The organism is Bradyrhizobium sp., assembly GCF_030646015.1.
Taxonomy (GTDB): Bacteria; Pseudomonadota; Alphaproteobacteria; order Rhizobiales; family Xanthobacteraceae; genus Bradyrhizobium.
The window spans coordinates 1-14,995 of record NZ_JAUSLT010000179.1; the positions used below are offsets into that span (position 1 = coordinate 1).

Below are 14,995 nucleotides of genomic sequence, written 5' to 3' on the forward strand. Positions count from 1 at the left end.
ATCGAGCGTCCGCGGCATCAGGAACAGGCCGACGCCGCGGGTGCCGGGACCGGCACCTTCCGGCCGCGCCAGCAGCATCACGACTTTCGCATCGGCATTGGAGCAGAACCATTTTTCGCCCGTCAGGCGCCAGTGATCGCCTTCCTGCAGCGCCGTGGTTGTCAGGGTGCCGACGTCGGAGCCGCCCTCCTTCTCGGTCATGAACTGGCCGCCCTGGGTCAGCAGGCTCATGTCGGTCTGCGTCAATCCGTCGAGATATCTCGCCTTCAGCGCATCGCTGCCGAAATTCGAAAGCAGTTTGGCGCAGCCGTCGGTGACGTTGATCGGGCAGCCCAGCCCGAACTCGGCCTGATTGAACAGGAACGTAAAGGCGTGTTTGGCGACCACGGGATATTTGTCGGGCCAGCCCAGAATGCCCTTGCGCACCGACATCGCGTGAATGCCGAACTCGCCGAACGCGGCGGCTTCCAGCTCGCGATAGGCCGGGTGATATTCGATCCATTGCGCGTCGCGGCCGAATTTGTCGCGCTGGTGCAGCACCGGGGTGTGACGGTCGGAGAGCCGCGCGCATTCGTCGAGATGACCGCCGGCGAGCGCGCCGAGCCGGTCGAGATGCGGCTCGATATGGCGAAACAGCGGTGACGGCAGATGAATCCGCAGCAGGTCCGTCAGCGCCGGATCGGCGCGGTAAAAATTCATGCCCGACGTATCCGGCGCGAGCAGGCCCGGCTGGTCGGCGGGCAGCGTCAACTCGCTTTGTCTGGCTGGCTGGTGCATTTTTGACTCTTGTTCGTTCCGCCCGATATCCTGACGATATCGACCAGTTACCGATACTGCAGGCGATGACGCCGTCAACAAGCATAATTGGAGGATCACCCTGTGGCTGAGGGATACCGCATCATCGGCGCCGAGATGTCGCCCTACTCGGTCAAGATCCGTTCCTATTTCCGCTACAAGGCCATTCCGCATCAATGGCTGCTGCGCAATGCGGCAAGCCAGGCGGAATACGACAAATACGCCAGAATGCCGATCATTCCGCTGGTCATCACGCCGGAAGGGACTGGCATCCAGGATTCCACGCCGATCATCGACGCGATGGAAAAGCTCCATCCGGAGCCGTCGATCCATCCCGACGACACCGTCGCCAACTTCATCTCCGCGCTGATCGAGGAGTTCGGCGACGAGTGGGGCAACAAATGGATGTTTCACTACCGCTGGGCGCGCGACGTCGATCAGCGCGCCTCGGCCGGGCGCATCGCGCGGATGCGGGGTCCTGCCGCCAGCGAGGAGAAGCATGAGGCATTCGCGGCCCAGGTGCGCGTCCGCATGGTCGACCGGGTCTGGTTCGTCGGCTCCAACGAGATGACCGCGCCGCAGATCGAGAACGGTTTTGTCGAGATGCTGGGCTTGCTGGACAGCCACCTTGCGAACCGCCCCTATCTGTTCGGCGGCCGGCCGGCATTCGGCGATTTCGGCCTCTGGGGGCAGTTCTACGAGCTGTGGACCGATCCGACCGCCGGCGCCCTGATCGAAGGCAACACGCCGCATGTGCTCGATTGGGTGCACCGCATGCTGTGGCCGCGCGCGGAAGGCGCGTTCGAGAGCTGGACCGAACTCGCGCCGACCCTGATGCCGATTCTGGTCAGGCAGGTCGGCAAGCAATTCTGGCTCTGGACGCTCGCCAACGAGACCGCGCTGAAGCAGGGGCAGGAGGAGTTCAGCGTCACGCTCGGCGACAAGGTCTGGACCCAGAAGCCGCAAAAATATCATGCGCGCTCGCTCGGGATGCTGCGCGCCAAATACGCTGCAATCGCCGACAAGAGCGCGCTCGACATGGTGCTGGCCGCGGCGGGTTGTCTTGCCGGATTGCGCGCCTAGATACGGATTCACCTGAAATCGAGGACTGCCCGATGGAATTGCCGAACTACAAGATCGCCCTGATCGTCGGCGCCGGTGAAGGTCTCAGCGCATCGCTGGCGCGGTTATTCGCCAAACAGGGCATCCGCGTCGCCTTGGCGGCGCGCAAGATCGAGAAGCTGGGCGCGCTCTGCACCGAGACCGGGGCAAAGGCCTTTGCCTGCGACGCCACCAATGTGGACGAGGTCGAGCGGCTGTTCGGGCTGGTCGAGCGCGAGATCGGGACGCCTGACATCGTCGTCTACAACGCCAGCGGCCGCGCCCGCGGCGCCTTCACCGACCTGGTGCCGGCGGAGGTGGCCCAGGCGATCTCGGTCAGCGCGTTCGGCGGCTTCCTGGTGGCGCAGCAGGCGGCGCAACGCATGCTGCCGAACAAGCACGGCGCAATCCTGTTCACCGGGGCATCCGCCAGCGTCAAGGGCTATGCGCAGTCCGCTCCCTTCGCGATGGGCAAGTTCGCGCTGCGCGGGCTGGCGCAGAGCATGGCGCGCGAATTGTCGCCGCAGGGTATCCATGTCGCGCATTTCGTCATCGACGGCGGCATCCGCAGCACGGCGCGCAGCGAGCCCGCCGACCGGCCGGATTCGATGCTGGACCCGGACGCCATTGCGCTGAGCTACTGGAACGTGCTGCAACAGCCGCGCAGCGCCTGGAGTTGGGAACAGGAATTGCGGCCCTGGGTGGAGAAGTTTTGAGGCCGATGCCGTAGGGTGGGCAAAGCTTCCGCCGTAGCTCGAAGAGCGAAGGCGGACGCGTGCCCACCACCTTCGTCAATGGTGGGCACGGCGCGAAGTGTGCGCCTTTGCCCACCCTACGGATTTCACAACAACAATAACAACAACACTGGGGGAAGCATGGCCACCGAGATCACCATCGACACCGGCACCAACGAACTGCTGTGCGTCATCCGCGACCGCGTCGCCATCATCACGCTCAATCGCCCTGACGTCCGCAATGCGATGTCGGACGAGCTGACGCCGGCGCTGCGCAACATGATCAAGGCCTGCGGCGAGAACCCCGATGTCGGCGCGCTCTTGCTCACCGGCGCCGGCACCGCCTTTTGCGCCGGCGGCAACGTCAAGGGCATGGGCGCGCACCGCGACCCGAAGCGACTGGCAATGTCCTATGACGAGAAGGTCGCCGATTTGCAGGAGCGCCAGCGGCTCTTGACCGGCGCGCTGGTGTCGGTGCGCAAGCCGACCATCGCAGCCCTGCCCGGTCCCGCGGTCGGCGCCGGCCTGGCGCTGGCGATGGCCTGCGACATCCGCATCGCGGCGGAATCGGCGTTCGTTTCCACCGGCTATCTGCGGGTGGCGCTGTCCGGCGACTACGGCATCGCCTGGCTGCTGACCCGACTGGTCGGCACCTCGCGGGCGCGCGAGTTGATGTTCACCGCCGACAAGGTCGAGGCCCGCCGCGCCGAGGCGATCGGTCTCGTCAACCGCGTGGTGCCCGATGCCGAGCTGCAGCAAGCGGCCTTTGCGCTGGCCAAATCGATGGCGGAAGGCCCGACCCTGGCGCTGCGCTACATGAAGGACAATCTCGACGAAGCCCTGCTGTTCGATTTTACCACCGCGCGCGACCACGAGGCTGAACGGCTGGTCCGCCTCACCACGACGGCCGATCATAAGGAGGCGGTGCAAGCCTTCATCGACAAGCGCAAGGCGGTATTCAAGGGGAACTGAGCGATTTGTAGGGTGGGCAAAGGCGCGCTCTTCGCGCCGTGCCCACCAGCTTTGCAAGCGTGAAAGTAGCATGGTGGGCACGGCGCAAGCGGCGCCTTTGCCCACCCTACGGCCGTTGCAATAGTTTCAAACCGACGCGTGCAGCGCGACCTGCTGCGCCGCAAGCCGCCAGCTGGCGCAGGGAATTTCCTGCGGTGCGACGGCAATGTGCTTTTCGAACCGCACCAGCTTCCAGTCGCCGGGCGAATGCGTGAAGGTGAAGCCGGACTTGCGGGCGAGGCCGATCATGGCGTCGTTGGAGCGCAGCGTATCGCCGAACAGCCTGGTGGCGCCGAACGCCGCGGCGCGGCATTCCAGATTGCCGAGCAGCGCGGAGCCGACGCCATGGCCCTGCCAGCGGTCGTCGATCGACAGGCCGAACTCGAAACTGTCGGTATCGGCGTCGAAGGCGTAGCGGGCTTCGCCGACGATGGTCTCGGCGCCGTCGATGCTCATGACCGCGACCACGCTGAAGCGGTCGGCCTCGCCGACATGGATGAATTGATCGAGCTGGGTTGCCGGCAGTTCGCTGATGGCGCCGAGGAAGCGGTTGTAGCGGGAGCGGGTCGAGAGCGACCGGAAGTAGGCCTGCAGCGCCTCGGCATCATCGGGCTCGACGAAGCGCACCGTCACCGGCTTGCCGGTGCGCAACCGCAGAATATCCGAATGCTGCCGGAGGTCATGGAGACGATACGCGGTCATGGCTGGGGCTCCCGTCGGTGCCGAAAAGTCGTGGCCGGCATCCCCCTCAAGGAGGCGATGCCGGCCGGGCGGCGTTCATGCCCGCCAGAACGGCTTTTCGGCCTCGTAGGCGATGTCACTCCAGGACAGGCCGACATCGTGCAGGTCACGGGCGGACAGCTGGGCCAGCGCGCGCCGGTCAAGCTGACGCTTGCGCCAGGTCCGGAACGTTTCGAGCGACCGGGCGAAAATGCCGGATTGATGATGATTTATCATCGATTCGTGGGTCAAAGTGGACATGGTCATCTCCTGAAGCTAGTCTCTTGGGCTGAATATCTGCCTGATCTGCACTTCCGACAAACGACATTGCGTACCGCTTCGCATGAGATAAATTCATATATTGGGGATTATCGGAATGACCGCGAGACTGCCCTCGCTCAATGGATTGCGTGCCTTCGAGGCTGCGGCCCGGCACCTCAGCTTCACCCTTGCGGCGGCCGAGCTGAACGTCACCCAGACCGCGATCAGCCATCAGATCCGGCGGCTCGAGCTGGAACTCGGAACAAAACTGTTCGTCCGGCAGAACCGCGCGCTGACCCTGACGGCGGAGGCACAGCAATATCTCCCCGGCATCCGCGCCGCGTTCAACGATCTCAAGCTCGCCACCGACCGCCTGCTGCGCCGGGACAGCGACCATGTGCTGACGGTCTCGACGCTGGCGTCGCTGGCCGCAAAGTGGCTGCTGCCGCGGCTGACCGCATTCCAGGAGGCGCATCCCGGCATCGATGTCCGCATCACCACCTCGACCAGTCTGGTCGATTTCAGATCCGGCGATGTCGACGCCGCGATCCGCTATGGCCGGGGCCAGTGGCCGGGCCTGCGCGCCGACTGGCTGATGGCCGACGAGCTGTTTCCGGTCTGCAGCCCGGCCCTGCTGGCGGGCAGGAAGCCGCTGGCGCGGCCGGAAGATCTCGCCGACCATGTGCTGCTGCACACCAGCGCCGCCAACAACGACGACTGGCGGCTCTGGCTCACCGCCGCGGGCCTGCCGACCAACCTGTCGAAACAACCCGGCGTCACCTTCGACCTCGTCTTCATGACCGTGCAGGCCGCGATCGACGGGATGGGCGTGGCGATGGGCCGGACCTCCTATGTCGAGGACGATATCACCAAGGGACGGCTGGTGGTGCCGTTCAATATCGCGCTGCCGGCCGACGCCGGCTTCTACCTGGTCTCGCCGGAGGCCAGGGCCGATGCGCCAAAGCTGTCGGCGTTTCGGCATTGGCTGATTGCATCGGTGCAGAATAAACCCTGACGGATATTCCGTTACGCGAGACGCATGCGACATCGTCGCATGGCTGTTTCCGCGCCGATTTGATTTCCATGCAAACAACGATAACAAGAGCGCATGGTGGATTTGAAACGCAGGTTCGATGTGCTGGTGATCGGCGGCGGCAACGCCGCGCTGTGCGCCGCGATCAGCGCGCGGCGGGCCGGCGCGTCGGTGCTGGTGCTGGAAGGCGCCCCGAAATTCTACCGCGGCGGCAACACCCGCCACACCCGCAACATGCGCTGCGCCCACGATGCGGCGACCGACATCCTCACCGGCCCCTACACCGAGCAGGAATTCTGGGAAGATTTGCAGCGCGTCACCGGCGGCGAGACCGACGAGGAACTGGCGCGGCACATGATCGCGGAGTCCAAGGATATTCTGGGCTGGATCGTCGAACAGGGCGTGCGCTGGCAGCCCTCGCTCGGCGGCACGCTCAGCCTCGGCCGCACCAATTCGTTCTTTCTCGGCGGCGGCAGGGCGATGCTGAACGCGCTGTATCTCACCGCCGAAAAACTCGGCATCGACATTCTCTACGACGCCGAGGTGCTCGACCTCGACATTCAGGACGGCATGTTCCTGTCGGCCACGCTGAAACGGGGCGACGCCGACGTCTCCGTCCGCGCCTCGACCCTGGTCGCCGCCGCCGGCGGTTTCGAGGCCAACATCGAATGGCTCAAGCAATACTGGGGCGACGCCGCCGACAATTTCCTGATCCGCGGCACGCCCTATAACCGCGGCTCGATCCTGAAGATGCTGCTCGACAAGGGCGTGCAGGATGTCGGCGACCCCACCCAGTGCCACGCGGTAGCGATCGATGCCCGCGCGCCGAAGTTCGACGGCGGCATCATCACGCGGCACGACTCGGTGGTGTTCGGCATCGTCGTCAACAAGCACTCCGCGCGTTTTTACGACGAGGGCGAGGATATCTGGCCGAAGCGCTATGCGATCTGGGGCCGGCTGGTCGCCGCCCAGCCCGACCAGATCGCCTACATCATCTTCGATGCCAGCGTGCGCAACAGTTTCATGCCGACGCTGTTCCCGCCGATCGAGGCGCCGACGATCGGCGAACTCGCCGAAAAATTCGAGCTCGATCCTGCTACGCTGGAAAAGACCATCGCCGGCTTCAACGCCGCGGTGCGGCCGGGCACCTTCGACCACACCATTCTCGACGACTGCCGCACCGAAGGGCTGACGCCGCCGAAGACACATTGGGCGCGGAAGATCGAGACGCCGCCCTACTACGCCTATCCGGTGCGGCCCGGCATCACCTTCACCTATCTCGGCACCCGCGTGAACAAGCAGTCACGCATGCTGATGAAGGATGGCAAGCCGTCCGCCAACATGTTCGCCGCCGGCGAGATCATGGCGGGCAATGTGCTCGGCAAAGGCTACGCCGCCGGCATCGGCATGACCATCGGCAGCGTGTTCGGACGGATCGCGGGACGGGAAGCGGCGCAAAATGCCAGGAACTAGGGTGATGTTCGAATCACCTCTCCCCGCTTGCGGGGAGAGGTCGGGTTGCTCGGCAGCGCACTTGCGCGCCGGAGCAATTCGGGTGAGGGGGACTCTCCAAGCACTGTGCTCGCCGAGAGAGCCCCGCACCCCAACCCTCTCCCCGTGAAGAACGGGGAGAGGGAGCTGACCTGAGCAAAATCTTCGAACGGAAGCGGCAGAGCATGCACGGAACCAAGATCCTCGAGGAAGCCGACCGGCTGATGACGGTCTGCAATTCCTGCCGCTACTGCGAAGGCCTCTGCGCGGTATTTCCGGCGATGGAAATGCGCCGCGCGTTTTCCGACGGCGACCTCAATTATTTCGCCAATCTCTGCCACGGCTGCGGCGCCTGCTACACCGACTGCCAGTTCTCGCCACCGCATGAATTCAACGTCAATGTCCCGCAGACGCTGGCGATCGCCCGCGCCGATTCCTACGCCGCCTATGCCTGGCCGCGCGCCTTTTCCGGCCTGTTCGCGCGCAACGGGCTTTCGATCAGCATCATCGCGGCGCTGAGCGTCGCGGCGTTCATCTTCGGCTTTGCCGCCTTCCACGACCGCCAGGTACTGTTCGGCATCCATACCGGTCCGGGCGCGTTCTACAAATTGATGCCGCACAATGCGATGGCGGCGCTGTTTGGAGCTGCGTTCCTTTACGCGATCGTGGCGCTGGTGATGGGCGTGCGCGCGTTCTGGCGCGACATCGGCGAACCCGTGGGCATGCTGGTGGATCCCCCCTCGATCTGGCAGGCGATCAAGGACGCCGGACAATTGCGCTACCTCGACGGCGGCGGCGTCGGCTGCGTCAACGAGGACGAGCGGCCGAGCGACCTGCGCAAAATCCATCACCATCTGACCTTCTACGGTTTTGGATTGTGCTTCGCCTCGACCAGCGTGGCGACGGCGTATCATTACTTCTGGGCGCGCGAGGCGCCGTATCCGTGGTGGGACCTGCCGGTCGTGCTCGGCACGCTCGGCGGCATCGGGCTCTTGATCGGCCCCGCCGGCCTGCTCGCGGAAAAATGGAAGCGCGATCCTGTGCTGGTCGATCAGGCGCGGATGGGCATGGACGTAGCCTTCATCGTCATGCTGTTCATGACCAGTCTGACCGGCATGGCGCTGCTGTTCCTGCGCGACACCGCCGCGATGGGCGCGCTGCTGGCGCTGCATCTCGGCGTGGTGTTCTCGCTGTTCATCACCATGCCCTATGGCAAATTCGTGCACGGCATTTATCGCTTTGTCGCGCTGGTGCGTTACGCAAAGGAGCGGCGGATGATGGCGGGACATCCGGTTTAATCCATCAACGTCATTGCGAGGAGCGCTTGCGACGAAGCAATCCACCTGGCAGCGGTACCGGCCGTGAGATGGATTGCTTCGTCGCATCCGCCTTCGCCCGAAGGTGGGCTTCGGCGGACACTCCTCGCAATGACGGCTCTCGCCTCCCTCCCCCGCGGAAACTGGTGCTCTGGCGGTTAATTTGTCGCAGGGGGCTGCCACCCCTCGCCAGTCACACTTCCGCCCGCGCGGGCTGTCGTATATGACAGAATCACGTGATCGACACGGGCGCGGACAGGCATTTCAACCGAGGCTGGGCATGGCAATGCGATTTTCGACGGCGCAATCCACCGTGGCGATGCGGCGTTGGGGTTCCCCGGCCATTGCGACGCTGGCGGCCATGGCCGCATTGACGGCACTGACCGCCGAAGCCGCGCCGAAGCAGGCGCGCCCCGCCGCCCCCACCGAGGCTGTGGCGCCGCGCGAGGCCGGCGAGCCGATCATGGCGATCGTGTCGATCAAGAGCCAGCAGGTCACGCTCTACGACGCCGACGGCTGGATCCTGCGCGCGCCGGTATCGACCGGAACCACGGGACGCGAGACGCCGGCCGGCGTCTTCGCCGTCCTCGAGCGGAACAAGGAACACCGCTCCAACATGTATGACGATGCCTCGATGCCGAACATGCAGCGCATCACCTGGAACGGCATCGCGCTGCATGGCGGGCCGCTGCCCGGATATGCGGCCTCGCATGGCTGCGTGCGGATGCCGTTCGGCTTTGCCGAAAAACTGTTCGACAAGACGCGGATCGGGATGCGCGTGATCATCTCGCCTGAGAACGCCGAGCCGGTCGAGTTCTCCCATCCGGCGCTGTTCGGGCCGAAGCAGGAGGCCATCGCGGCCGCGCCGGCCAGGGCCGAGGAACTCACCCGCGAGGCGGCCGATTCTGCCAAGGCCGCCGACGAGGCGAAGAAGAGCGCCGCGAAGGCGCCGCGCGAGATAGCGGCGCTGACGGCGGCCTTGCGCAAGCTGGAGGGCCTCAAGACCCGCGCCGACGCCGAGCTCGCCAAGGCCGACAAGGCGATCGCCGCTGCCAAGACCGATGAGGCCAAAGCGCGGGCCGAAGACCTCAAGCAAAAGGCCGCCGCCAAGGCGGCGGATCTGGCGGCACAACTCGACACCGCCAAGGCCGACGCCAAACCGAAGCTCGAAGCTGCCGCCGCGGCCAAGGACGCCGCGAAGGCGGCCGCGACGAAGAAGGCCGAGACCGCCAAGGCGGCAACCGACGCAAAGCTCGCGCTCGAGCCGGTGTCGATCTTCATCAGCCGCGCGACGCAGAAGCTTTACGTGCGCCGCAACACCCACAAGCCGGCGCCGGACGGCGGCGGCGAGGTGTTCGATACCAGCATCGAAGTTCCGGTCACGATCCGCGATCCCGGCAAGCGGATCGGCACGCATGTGTTCACGGCGATGGCGCGCAACGATGCCGGCCTGCGCTGGAGCGCGGTTACGATCGACCACGCCGATAACGCCACGGCCGCGCTCGACCGCATCACCATCCCGCAGGCGGTGCTCGATCGCATCGCGCCGACCGCCTTGCCGCGATCCTCGATCGTGATCTCGGACGAGCCGCTGAGCGTCGAGACCAACTATCGCACCGAATTCGTCGCGGTGCTGAGCCATCAGCCGCAAGGCGGCTTCATCACGCGCCCGCGCACGCCCCCGATGGATATGCAGGTCGCGAGCGACGACGGCTTCGGCTCCTTTTTTCCCAACTGGAACCCACAACCTGTCGATCCGCGCCCTCGCCAGCTTTATCGTCAGGGGCCACGGGGCTTCTGGTAGAAGGCGGCAGGGCGCGCGTGGGCCACCCGGCCTATCAACGTCATGGCGAGCTCCGCGAAGCAGTCCATTCTGACCAAGCAAAGGAAGAATGGATTGCTTCGTCGCATCCGCCTTCGCCCGAAGGCGGGCTTCGGCGGACAAGAGCGCTCCTCGCAATGACGTAAGGCAGCTGTCTACAAATCCACCACCACGTAATCGCTCTCCACCGACACCGCGAGCGTTTCCGCCACATACGGCCCCTTCACGACGTTGGTGCCCGGCTCGACATTGACCGGATAGGCGCGGGTGCGGAATTTCTTGGGGTCGCAGTACGATTGCCCGGTACGGATGTCGAATTCCCAGCCGTGCCAGGGGCAGCGCAGGATTTCGCCCAATCGTGTGTATTCGATCTCGCCGGGATCGGAAGATTGCGCCAGGCCGATCAGCGGACCCTCGCACAGGGCGGCGCCCTGGTGCGGGCAGCGGTTCAACAGGCCGAAGAACTCGCCCTTGATGTTGAAGATCGCGATCGGGCGCTCGTCGATGGTGAGGAATTTGCGCGTGCCCGGCGGCAACTCATCCACCGGGGCGATTACGTGACGAACCATCAAGCGATCCCGTACAGCTTTTTCGCGTTTCCCAGATAAAACGCCTCGCGGTTGGCGTCGCTGACGCCGGGCGGCAATACGCGCGACGGCTCGTCAAAATCCCAATGCGGGTAGTCGGTGGCGAACAACAGCTTGTCCCAGCCGATCCAGTCGATGACGTCGAACAGGTGGTCGCGTCGCTCCGGGTCTTCCATCGGCTGCGTGGTCCAGAAGATGTGGTCGCGGATATATTCCGACGGTTTCCGCTTGAGATGCGGCACCTCGCCGTGCAGCTTTGCGAAGACCTTGTCGAGCCGCCACGACAGCGACGGCGCCCAGCCGAAGCCGGCTTCGATCATCACCATCTTCAGTTTCGGATAGCTGGCGAATACGCCCTCCAGCACGATGCTGGCGAGCGCGGTCTGCTGGCACTGCGAATGGCCGACCATTTCCTCGATGTAGAAACTCGGCCAGCCCGATGCGGTGATCGGGTTGCCGCCGAAGCCGAAGGCGTGCACGCCGACCGGGAGTCCCGCCTCCTCGGCCGCCTCGTAGATCGGCCAGTAGCGACGCTGGCCGAGCGGCTCGACGTTGCGGCTGAGCAGCAGCACCTGGACAAAGTTTTTGTCGCCGGCCCGGCGGCGGATTTCGGCGGCGGCGGACACGCCGTCCTCGTTGGCGACGACGACAGAAGCTTTCAGGCGGCTGTCCTGGCTGGTCCATTTGGCGATCTGCCAGTCGTTGATGGCGGTCGCGAGCGCCGTGGCCAGATCGTGATTGCGCATGCCCTGTCCGGTGGCGCCGAGCGGATTGAGTACGCCGAGCGCCACATTGTAGGGATCCAGCAGCTGCTGCTGCATGAACGACAGCGACGAACCCTGCTGGCCGCCTTCCGGCGGATACGCATCGCGGCGCGACGCATTGGGCTGCGCCTTGGGATAGGGCGGGCCTTCCATCATGCCCTGATAGGGATGGACGCCCCAGGTTTCGAGATGGCTGTGCCAGCGTTTTGCGAGGAACGGGTACAATTCGTCCCTCGTCGCGCGCGCCGGATGGATGTCGCAATCGGCGATCGCGGTCTTGACCTCGACGGGTGAAGCCGGTTCTGGGCGGTCGCGGAACTGGACGTTCATGGCGTCGTCTCCTTGGCGACAGGCTGCTTGAGGCGGGGGTACGTCGCGCGGGGATTGTCGATCATGATCTTGCGCACAAGATCGGAAGACATTCCTTCAGGCAGCACCTGGTCGCCTTCGAATTGCCAGTGCGGATAATCGGTCGAGAATAGGAGCAATTCATCCGACTGCATATGGTCAAACAGGCGATTGAGGATCGCCGGATCCGGCGGCGCGTCAATCGGCTGCAGCGAAAACCGGATGTTGCTGCGCACAATTTCGAGGGGCGCGCGATCCACCCACGGCGTTTCCATGCGCACGCCGCGCCAGAACTTGTGCAGCCGCCAGAGGTAAGACGGCAGCCAGCTCCAGCCGGATTCCAGCATCACCATCTTCAGGTTCGGATGCCGCGCGAACACGCCCTCGACGATCAGGCTGGTCAACTGGGTCTGGAACGCCTGCGCCTGGGCGACGTAATCCTCGATGTGGTAGGAGCCCCAGCCGACCGAGGTCGGCGGGTTGTGATAGGCGCTGCCGGCGTGAATGCCGATCGGCAAACCCAGCCGCTCGGCGGCGGCGTAAATCGGCCAGTAGGCGCGCTTGCCCAGCGGCATGTCGCCCATGACCAGCATCAGCACCTGGACGAAACGCGGGTCTTTGGCGCAGCGCTCGATCTCCGCCACCGACTTCTCGACGCTTTGCACAGGGATGACGATCGAGCCGCGCAGCCGCGGCTCCTTGTCGAGCCATTCCTTCACGAGCCAGTCGTTGAGCGCGCGGCAGAATGCATCCGCCATGTCCTCGGAAAACACCATCTGCACGCCGTACAGGGGATTGCAGATGCCATGGCTGACCCCAAAACGGTCGAGCGCCTGCGTCTTCATGTCTGGGAGGCTGGAGCCCGGCTTGCCCTGCGCCGGCCGCCAGTCCGGCCGCGACGAGATCGGCGAGTTGGTCGGATAGGATTGCGACACGAGGTCGGTCATGCCCCGCGTCGTCACCTGGTCGCGCCAGTAATCGTTGAGGTAGGGCAGCAGGCTGGTCAGATGAGGAACGGCAGGATGCAGATCGCAATCCACGCCGCCCGCGAGCGGTGACGTCATGACCTCTGGTTTCCTCTTCGCGCGTGGCGACTGTCGAATTCGGCGTTGGCTCGCTGAATCCGTGAGCCAGCATAGGGCGCGCGCGGGGCCCCGTCCATCGGCGGAGCCAATGCCTCGCGAGTCGGCAGCCATGCAATCCTGTGCTAGGAGACCGTTGAAGCCCATCCCGCGCCAGAATTGAGAACCGAATGAAAGACCTTGTCCCGATCGCCGAACAGATCGCCGCCCGGCTGATCGAACGCAAGCAGACCATCGCGGTCGCGGAGTCCTCGACCGGCGGGCTGATTTCCGCAAGCCTGCTCGCGGTATCAGGCGCTTCCGCCTATTTCCTCGGCGGCGGCGTGATCTACACCCGCGATGCGCGGCGGCTGTTGATGGACATCCCCGACGAGGCGATGAAAGGCATCCGCTCGGCGTCCGAGCCCTACGCCAAGCTGTTGGCGAACCAGATCCGCGCGCGTTTTGCTACCGACTGGGGCCTGTCGGAGACCGGCGCCACCGGCCCCACCGGCAACCGCTACGGCGACGCCGCCGGCCACAGCTGCATGGGGCTCGCGGGCCCGGCGAATGCGGTGATCACCCTGGAGACCGGCAGCGCGCACCGGCTCGCCAACATGCACAGCTTTGCGAGTGCTGCGCTGAATTTGCTGCTGCAGAATTTGTCGCGGTGATGGGTTCGTAGGGTGGGCAAAGGCGCGCCCTTCGCGCGCCGTGCCCACCATCTCGCATCATGATCGCTTTCGCAATGGTGGGCACGGCGCAAGTGCGCCTTTGCCCACCCTACAACCCCAATTCTACCTGAAAATCCCGAACAGGCCGCCGGGCTGCTGTTGCGGCGGGGGTGGCGGTGGCGGCGGTTGCTGCTGGAATTGCGGCTGCGGCGGCGGCGCCGAACGCGGCACCGCCTGCTTCTGCGGCGGCGGGCGCTTGGCGACGGGCGGCGGCGTCGGTTTCGGCGGCTCGGGCGCCGCGGTGACGATGGTGGTTTCCGGGCCTTTGCAGTCGGTCAGCCAGATGTCGTAGATCGGGTGCTCGACGCCGTGCAGGCCCGGGCTCGCCGCATACATCCAGCCGGAAAAAATCCGCTTCACCTCGCCCTGCAGCGTGATCTCGTCGACCTCGACGAAGGCGTCGGTGTTGGCGGCCTCGGTCGCGGGGCGGGTATAGCAGGCCGCGGTTTTCACCCGCAGCGCGCCGAACTGGACGGTTTCGCCGATATCCTCGTCGAAATTGATGATGCGCCCGGTGATCTTGTCCAGCCCGGAGAAACTCGCCTTCTTGTTGACGATCTTCTGCGCCGGCGGCTCGGTGACCACCTCGTCGCCGGGCTGCAGGCTGGCCGGCGTCTGCGGCACGGCACCACCCTTGGTGGGCTGGCGCTGGCCGGGCGGCAGATTGGCGCCGGGCGCGGCACCCTGACCGGGCTGCGGCGGTGCGACGGCAATGCCGGGCGCGGTATTTTGCGGAATGACGGTGGTGCCCGGCGGCGGCGCCAGCGGCTGGGTCTGCACCGAACCGGGTGGCGGCACGCCCTGCCCCGGCGGCGGACGATTCGGCGTCGGCAGCAGGCGGCCCCGCGGCAGCTCCGGCACTTGCTCGTCGTCGTCGTCGAGCTGTTGCGGCTCCCCACCCCTGCTGCCGCCACGCGGAATAGCCCCGGGCGGACGCGGCGCCGGATCGGAAAAGATATTGCCGATCTGCGCGTGCGCCGGCGGCGCAAGCGAGATCGTCGTGGCGGCCACGAGGGCCGCAAATCCGGTCAGGGCAATGGTTCGAAACATCTCGCGGCTTTGAAAGGCGAATCGGGCTCGCGACATAGTACAGACTTATCCGCCGCTCGCAGGACCCTCGGTTAACACGGCGAATACGGCGGGGAAAGGGCGGTTTGCCCCTGCCCCGCCTACTGGTCAGCCCTCGCCACAAATGAAATAGTCGCAGCCCTCAAGGT

Annotated in this window: 15 protein-coding genes; 8 read left to right on the forward strand and 7 right to left on the reverse strand. The window is 65.3% G+C overall.

Features of this window, described 5'->3' with window-relative positions; translation table 11 throughout:
- The coding region (locus Q7T45_RS26060) for an acyl-CoA dehydrogenase family protein (RefSeq protein WP_304874786.1) at positions 1-777 on the reverse strand (777 nt) is incomplete at its 3' end.
- 102 nt (positions 778-879) lie between these two features.
- Between Q7T45_RS26060 and Q7T45_RS26065 the strand changes: the two genes are divergently transcribed.
- From Q7T45_RS26065 to Q7T45_RS26075, 3 genes are all read left to right on the forward strand, one after another.
- A complete protein-coding gene (locus Q7T45_RS26065; RefSeq protein ID WP_304874787.1) occupies positions 880-1,878 on the forward strand; it encodes a glutathione S-transferase family protein in 999 nt (332 codons plus the stop codon).
- A gap of 32 nt (positions 1,879-1,910) precedes the next feature.
- Entirely contained in the window at positions 1,911-2,612 is a 702-nt protein-coding gene (locus Q7T45_RS26070) for an SDR family NAD(P)-dependent oxidoreductase (protein ID WP_304874788.1), read from the forward strand.
- Positions 2,613-2,771: 159 nt separating this feature from the next.
- Positions 2,772-3,602 (forward strand): enoyl-CoA hydratase, encoded by an 831-nt coding sequence (locus Q7T45_RS26075; protein ID WP_304874789.1) that lies wholly within the window; start codon positions 2,772-2,774, stop codon positions 3,600-3,602.
- 126 nt (positions 3,603-3,728) lie between these two features.
- On the opposite strand, the gene Q7T45_RS26080 is transcribed toward Q7T45_RS26075, so the two are convergent.
- A complete protein-coding gene (locus tag Q7T45_RS26080) occupies positions 3,729-4,343 on the reverse strand; it encodes a GNAT family N-acetyltransferase (RefSeq protein WP_304874790.1) in 615 nt (204 codons plus the stop codon).
- Positions 4,344-4,418: 75 nt separating this feature from the next.
- Positions 4,419-4,622, reverse strand: coding sequence for a DUF1127 domain-containing protein (locus Q7T45_RS26085; protein WP_304874792.1), 204 nt, complete (start codon positions 4,620-4,622; stop codon positions 4,419-4,421).
- 115 nt (positions 4,623-4,737) lie between these two features.
- On the opposite strand from Q7T45_RS26085, the gene Q7T45_RS26090 reads away from it, so the two are divergent.
- The 4 genes from Q7T45_RS26090 (at position 4,738) to Q7T45_RS26105 (ending at position 10,266) form a co-directional block, all read left to right on the forward strand.
- The gene (locus Q7T45_RS26090) at positions 4,738-5,637 is read left to right on the forward strand and encodes a transcriptional regulator GcvA (RefSeq protein ID WP_304874794.1); all 900 of its coding nucleotides are present in this window, start codon (positions 4,738-4,740) and stop codon (positions 5,635-5,637) included.
- 93 nt (positions 5,638-5,730) lie between these two features.
- Complete coding sequence (tcuA, locus tag Q7T45_RS26095; RefSeq protein ID WP_370691363.1) at positions 5,731-7,128, forward strand: FAD-dependent tricarballylate dehydrogenase TcuA; 1,398 nt, start codon at positions 5,731-5,733, stop codon at positions 7,126-7,128.
- Between the two features lie 203 nt (positions 7,129-7,331).
- The gene (gene tcuB, locus Q7T45_RS26100; RefSeq protein ID WP_304874796.1) at positions 7,332-8,444 is read left to right on the forward strand and encodes a tricarballylate utilization 4Fe-4S protein TcuB; all 1,113 of its coding nucleotides are present in this window, start codon (positions 7,332-7,334) and stop codon (positions 8,442-8,444) included.
- A gap of 298 nt (positions 8,445-8,742) precedes the next feature.
- Positions 8,743-10,266 carry a L,D-transpeptidase gene (locus Q7T45_RS26105; protein ID WP_304874797.1) on the forward strand — a complete coding sequence of 508 codons (1,524 nt, stop codon included), beginning with the start codon at positions 8,743-8,745 and terminating at the stop codon, positions 10,264-10,266.
- Positions 10,267-10,439: 173 nt separating this feature from the next.
- Here the strand turns inward: Q7T45_RS26105 and Q7T45_RS26110 are convergent, their stop codons facing one another.
- The 3 genes from Q7T45_RS26110 to Q7T45_RS26120 are packed head-to-tail and all read right to left on the reverse strand — an operon-like array spanning position 10,440 to position 13,047.
- Positions 10,440-10,853: a Rieske (2Fe-2S) protein gene (locus Q7T45_RS26110; RefSeq protein WP_304874799.1), complete on the reverse strand. Its 414-nt coding sequence runs from the start codon at positions 10,851-10,853 to the stop codon at positions 10,440-10,442.
- The gene (locus tag Q7T45_RS26115) at positions 10,853-11,965 is read right to left on the reverse strand and encodes an amidohydrolase family protein (RefSeq protein WP_304874801.1); all 1,113 of its coding nucleotides are present in this window, start codon (positions 11,963-11,965) and stop codon (positions 10,853-10,855) included. Before Q7T45_RS26115 ends, Q7T45_RS26110 begins: the two co-directional genes overlap by 1 nt.
- Positions 11,962-13,047 carry an amidohydrolase family protein gene (locus tag Q7T45_RS26120; protein WP_304874802.1) on the reverse strand — a complete coding sequence of 362 codons (1,086 nt, stop codon included), beginning with the start codon at positions 13,045-13,047 and terminating at the stop codon, positions 11,962-11,964. Before Q7T45_RS26120 ends, Q7T45_RS26115 begins: the two co-directional genes overlap by 4 nt.
- A gap of 188 nt (positions 13,048-13,235) precedes the next feature.
- Here Q7T45_RS26120 and Q7T45_RS26125 point away from each other — a divergent pair, with 188 nt between their 5' ends.
- Positions 13,236-13,718 carry a CinA family protein gene (locus Q7T45_RS26125; protein ID WP_304874804.1) on the forward strand — a complete coding sequence of 161 codons (483 nt, stop codon included), beginning with the start codon at positions 13,236-13,238 and terminating at the stop codon, positions 13,716-13,718.
- Positions 13,719-13,841: 123 nt separating this feature from the next.
- Here Q7T45_RS26125 and Q7T45_RS26130 read toward each other — a convergent pair whose 3' ends face one another.
- Positions 13,842-14,828 (reverse strand): DUF2155 domain-containing protein, encoded by a 987-nt coding sequence (locus Q7T45_RS26130; protein ID WP_304874805.1) that lies wholly within the window; start codon positions 14,826-14,828, stop codon positions 13,842-13,844.
- Positions 14,829-14,995: the final 167 nt, after the last annotated feature.

Coding starts and splice junctions, on each gene's coding strand:
- Q7T45_RS26070 (WP_304874788.1), top strand. CDS start 1,911: ATGGAATTGCCGAACTACAAGATCGCCCTGATCGTCGGCGCCGGTGAA.
- Q7T45_RS26120 (WP_304874802.1), bottom strand. CDS start 13,047: ATGACGTCACCGCTCGCGGGCGGCGTGGATTGCGATCTGCATCCTGCC.
- Q7T45_RS26075 (WP_304874789.1), top strand. CDS start 2,772: ATGGCCACCGAGATCACCATCGACACCGGCACCAACGAACTGCTGTGC.
- Q7T45_RS26125 (WP_304874804.1), top strand. CDS start 13,236: ATGAAAGACCTTGTCCCGATCGCCGAACAGATCGCCGCCCGGCTGATC.
- tcuA (WP_370691363.1), top strand. CDS start 5,731: ATGGTGGATTTGAAACGCAGGTTCGATGTGCTGGTGATCGGCGGCGGC.
- Q7T45_RS26080 (WP_304874790.1), bottom strand. CDS start 4,343: ATGACCGCGTATCGTCTCCATGACCTCCGGCAGCATTCGGATATTCTG.
- Q7T45_RS26110 (WP_304874799.1), bottom strand. CDS start 10,853: ATGGTTCGTCACGTAATCGCCCCGGTGGATGAGTTGCCGCCGGGCACG.
- Q7T45_RS26090 (WP_304874794.1), top strand. CDS start 4,738: ATGACCGCGAGACTGCCCTCGCTCAATGGATTGCGTGCCTTCGAGGCT.
- Q7T45_RS26115 (WP_304874801.1), bottom strand. CDS start 11,965: ATGAACGTCCAGTTCCGCGACCGCCCAGAACCGGCTTCACCCGTCGAG.
- Q7T45_RS26130 (WP_304874805.1), bottom strand. CDS start 14,828: ATGTTTCGAACCATTGCCCTGACCGGATTTGCGGCCCTCGTGGCCGCC.
- Q7T45_RS26105 (WP_304874797.1), top strand. CDS start 8,743: ATGGCAATGCGATTTTCGACGGCGCAATCCACCGTGGCGATGCGGCGT.
- tcuB (WP_304874796.1), top strand. CDS start 7,332: ATGCACGGAACCAAGATCCTCGAGGAAGCCGACCGGCTGATGACGGTC.
- Q7T45_RS26085 (WP_304874792.1), bottom strand. CDS start 4,622: ATGTCCACTTTGACCCACGAATCGATGATAAATCATCATCAATCCGGC.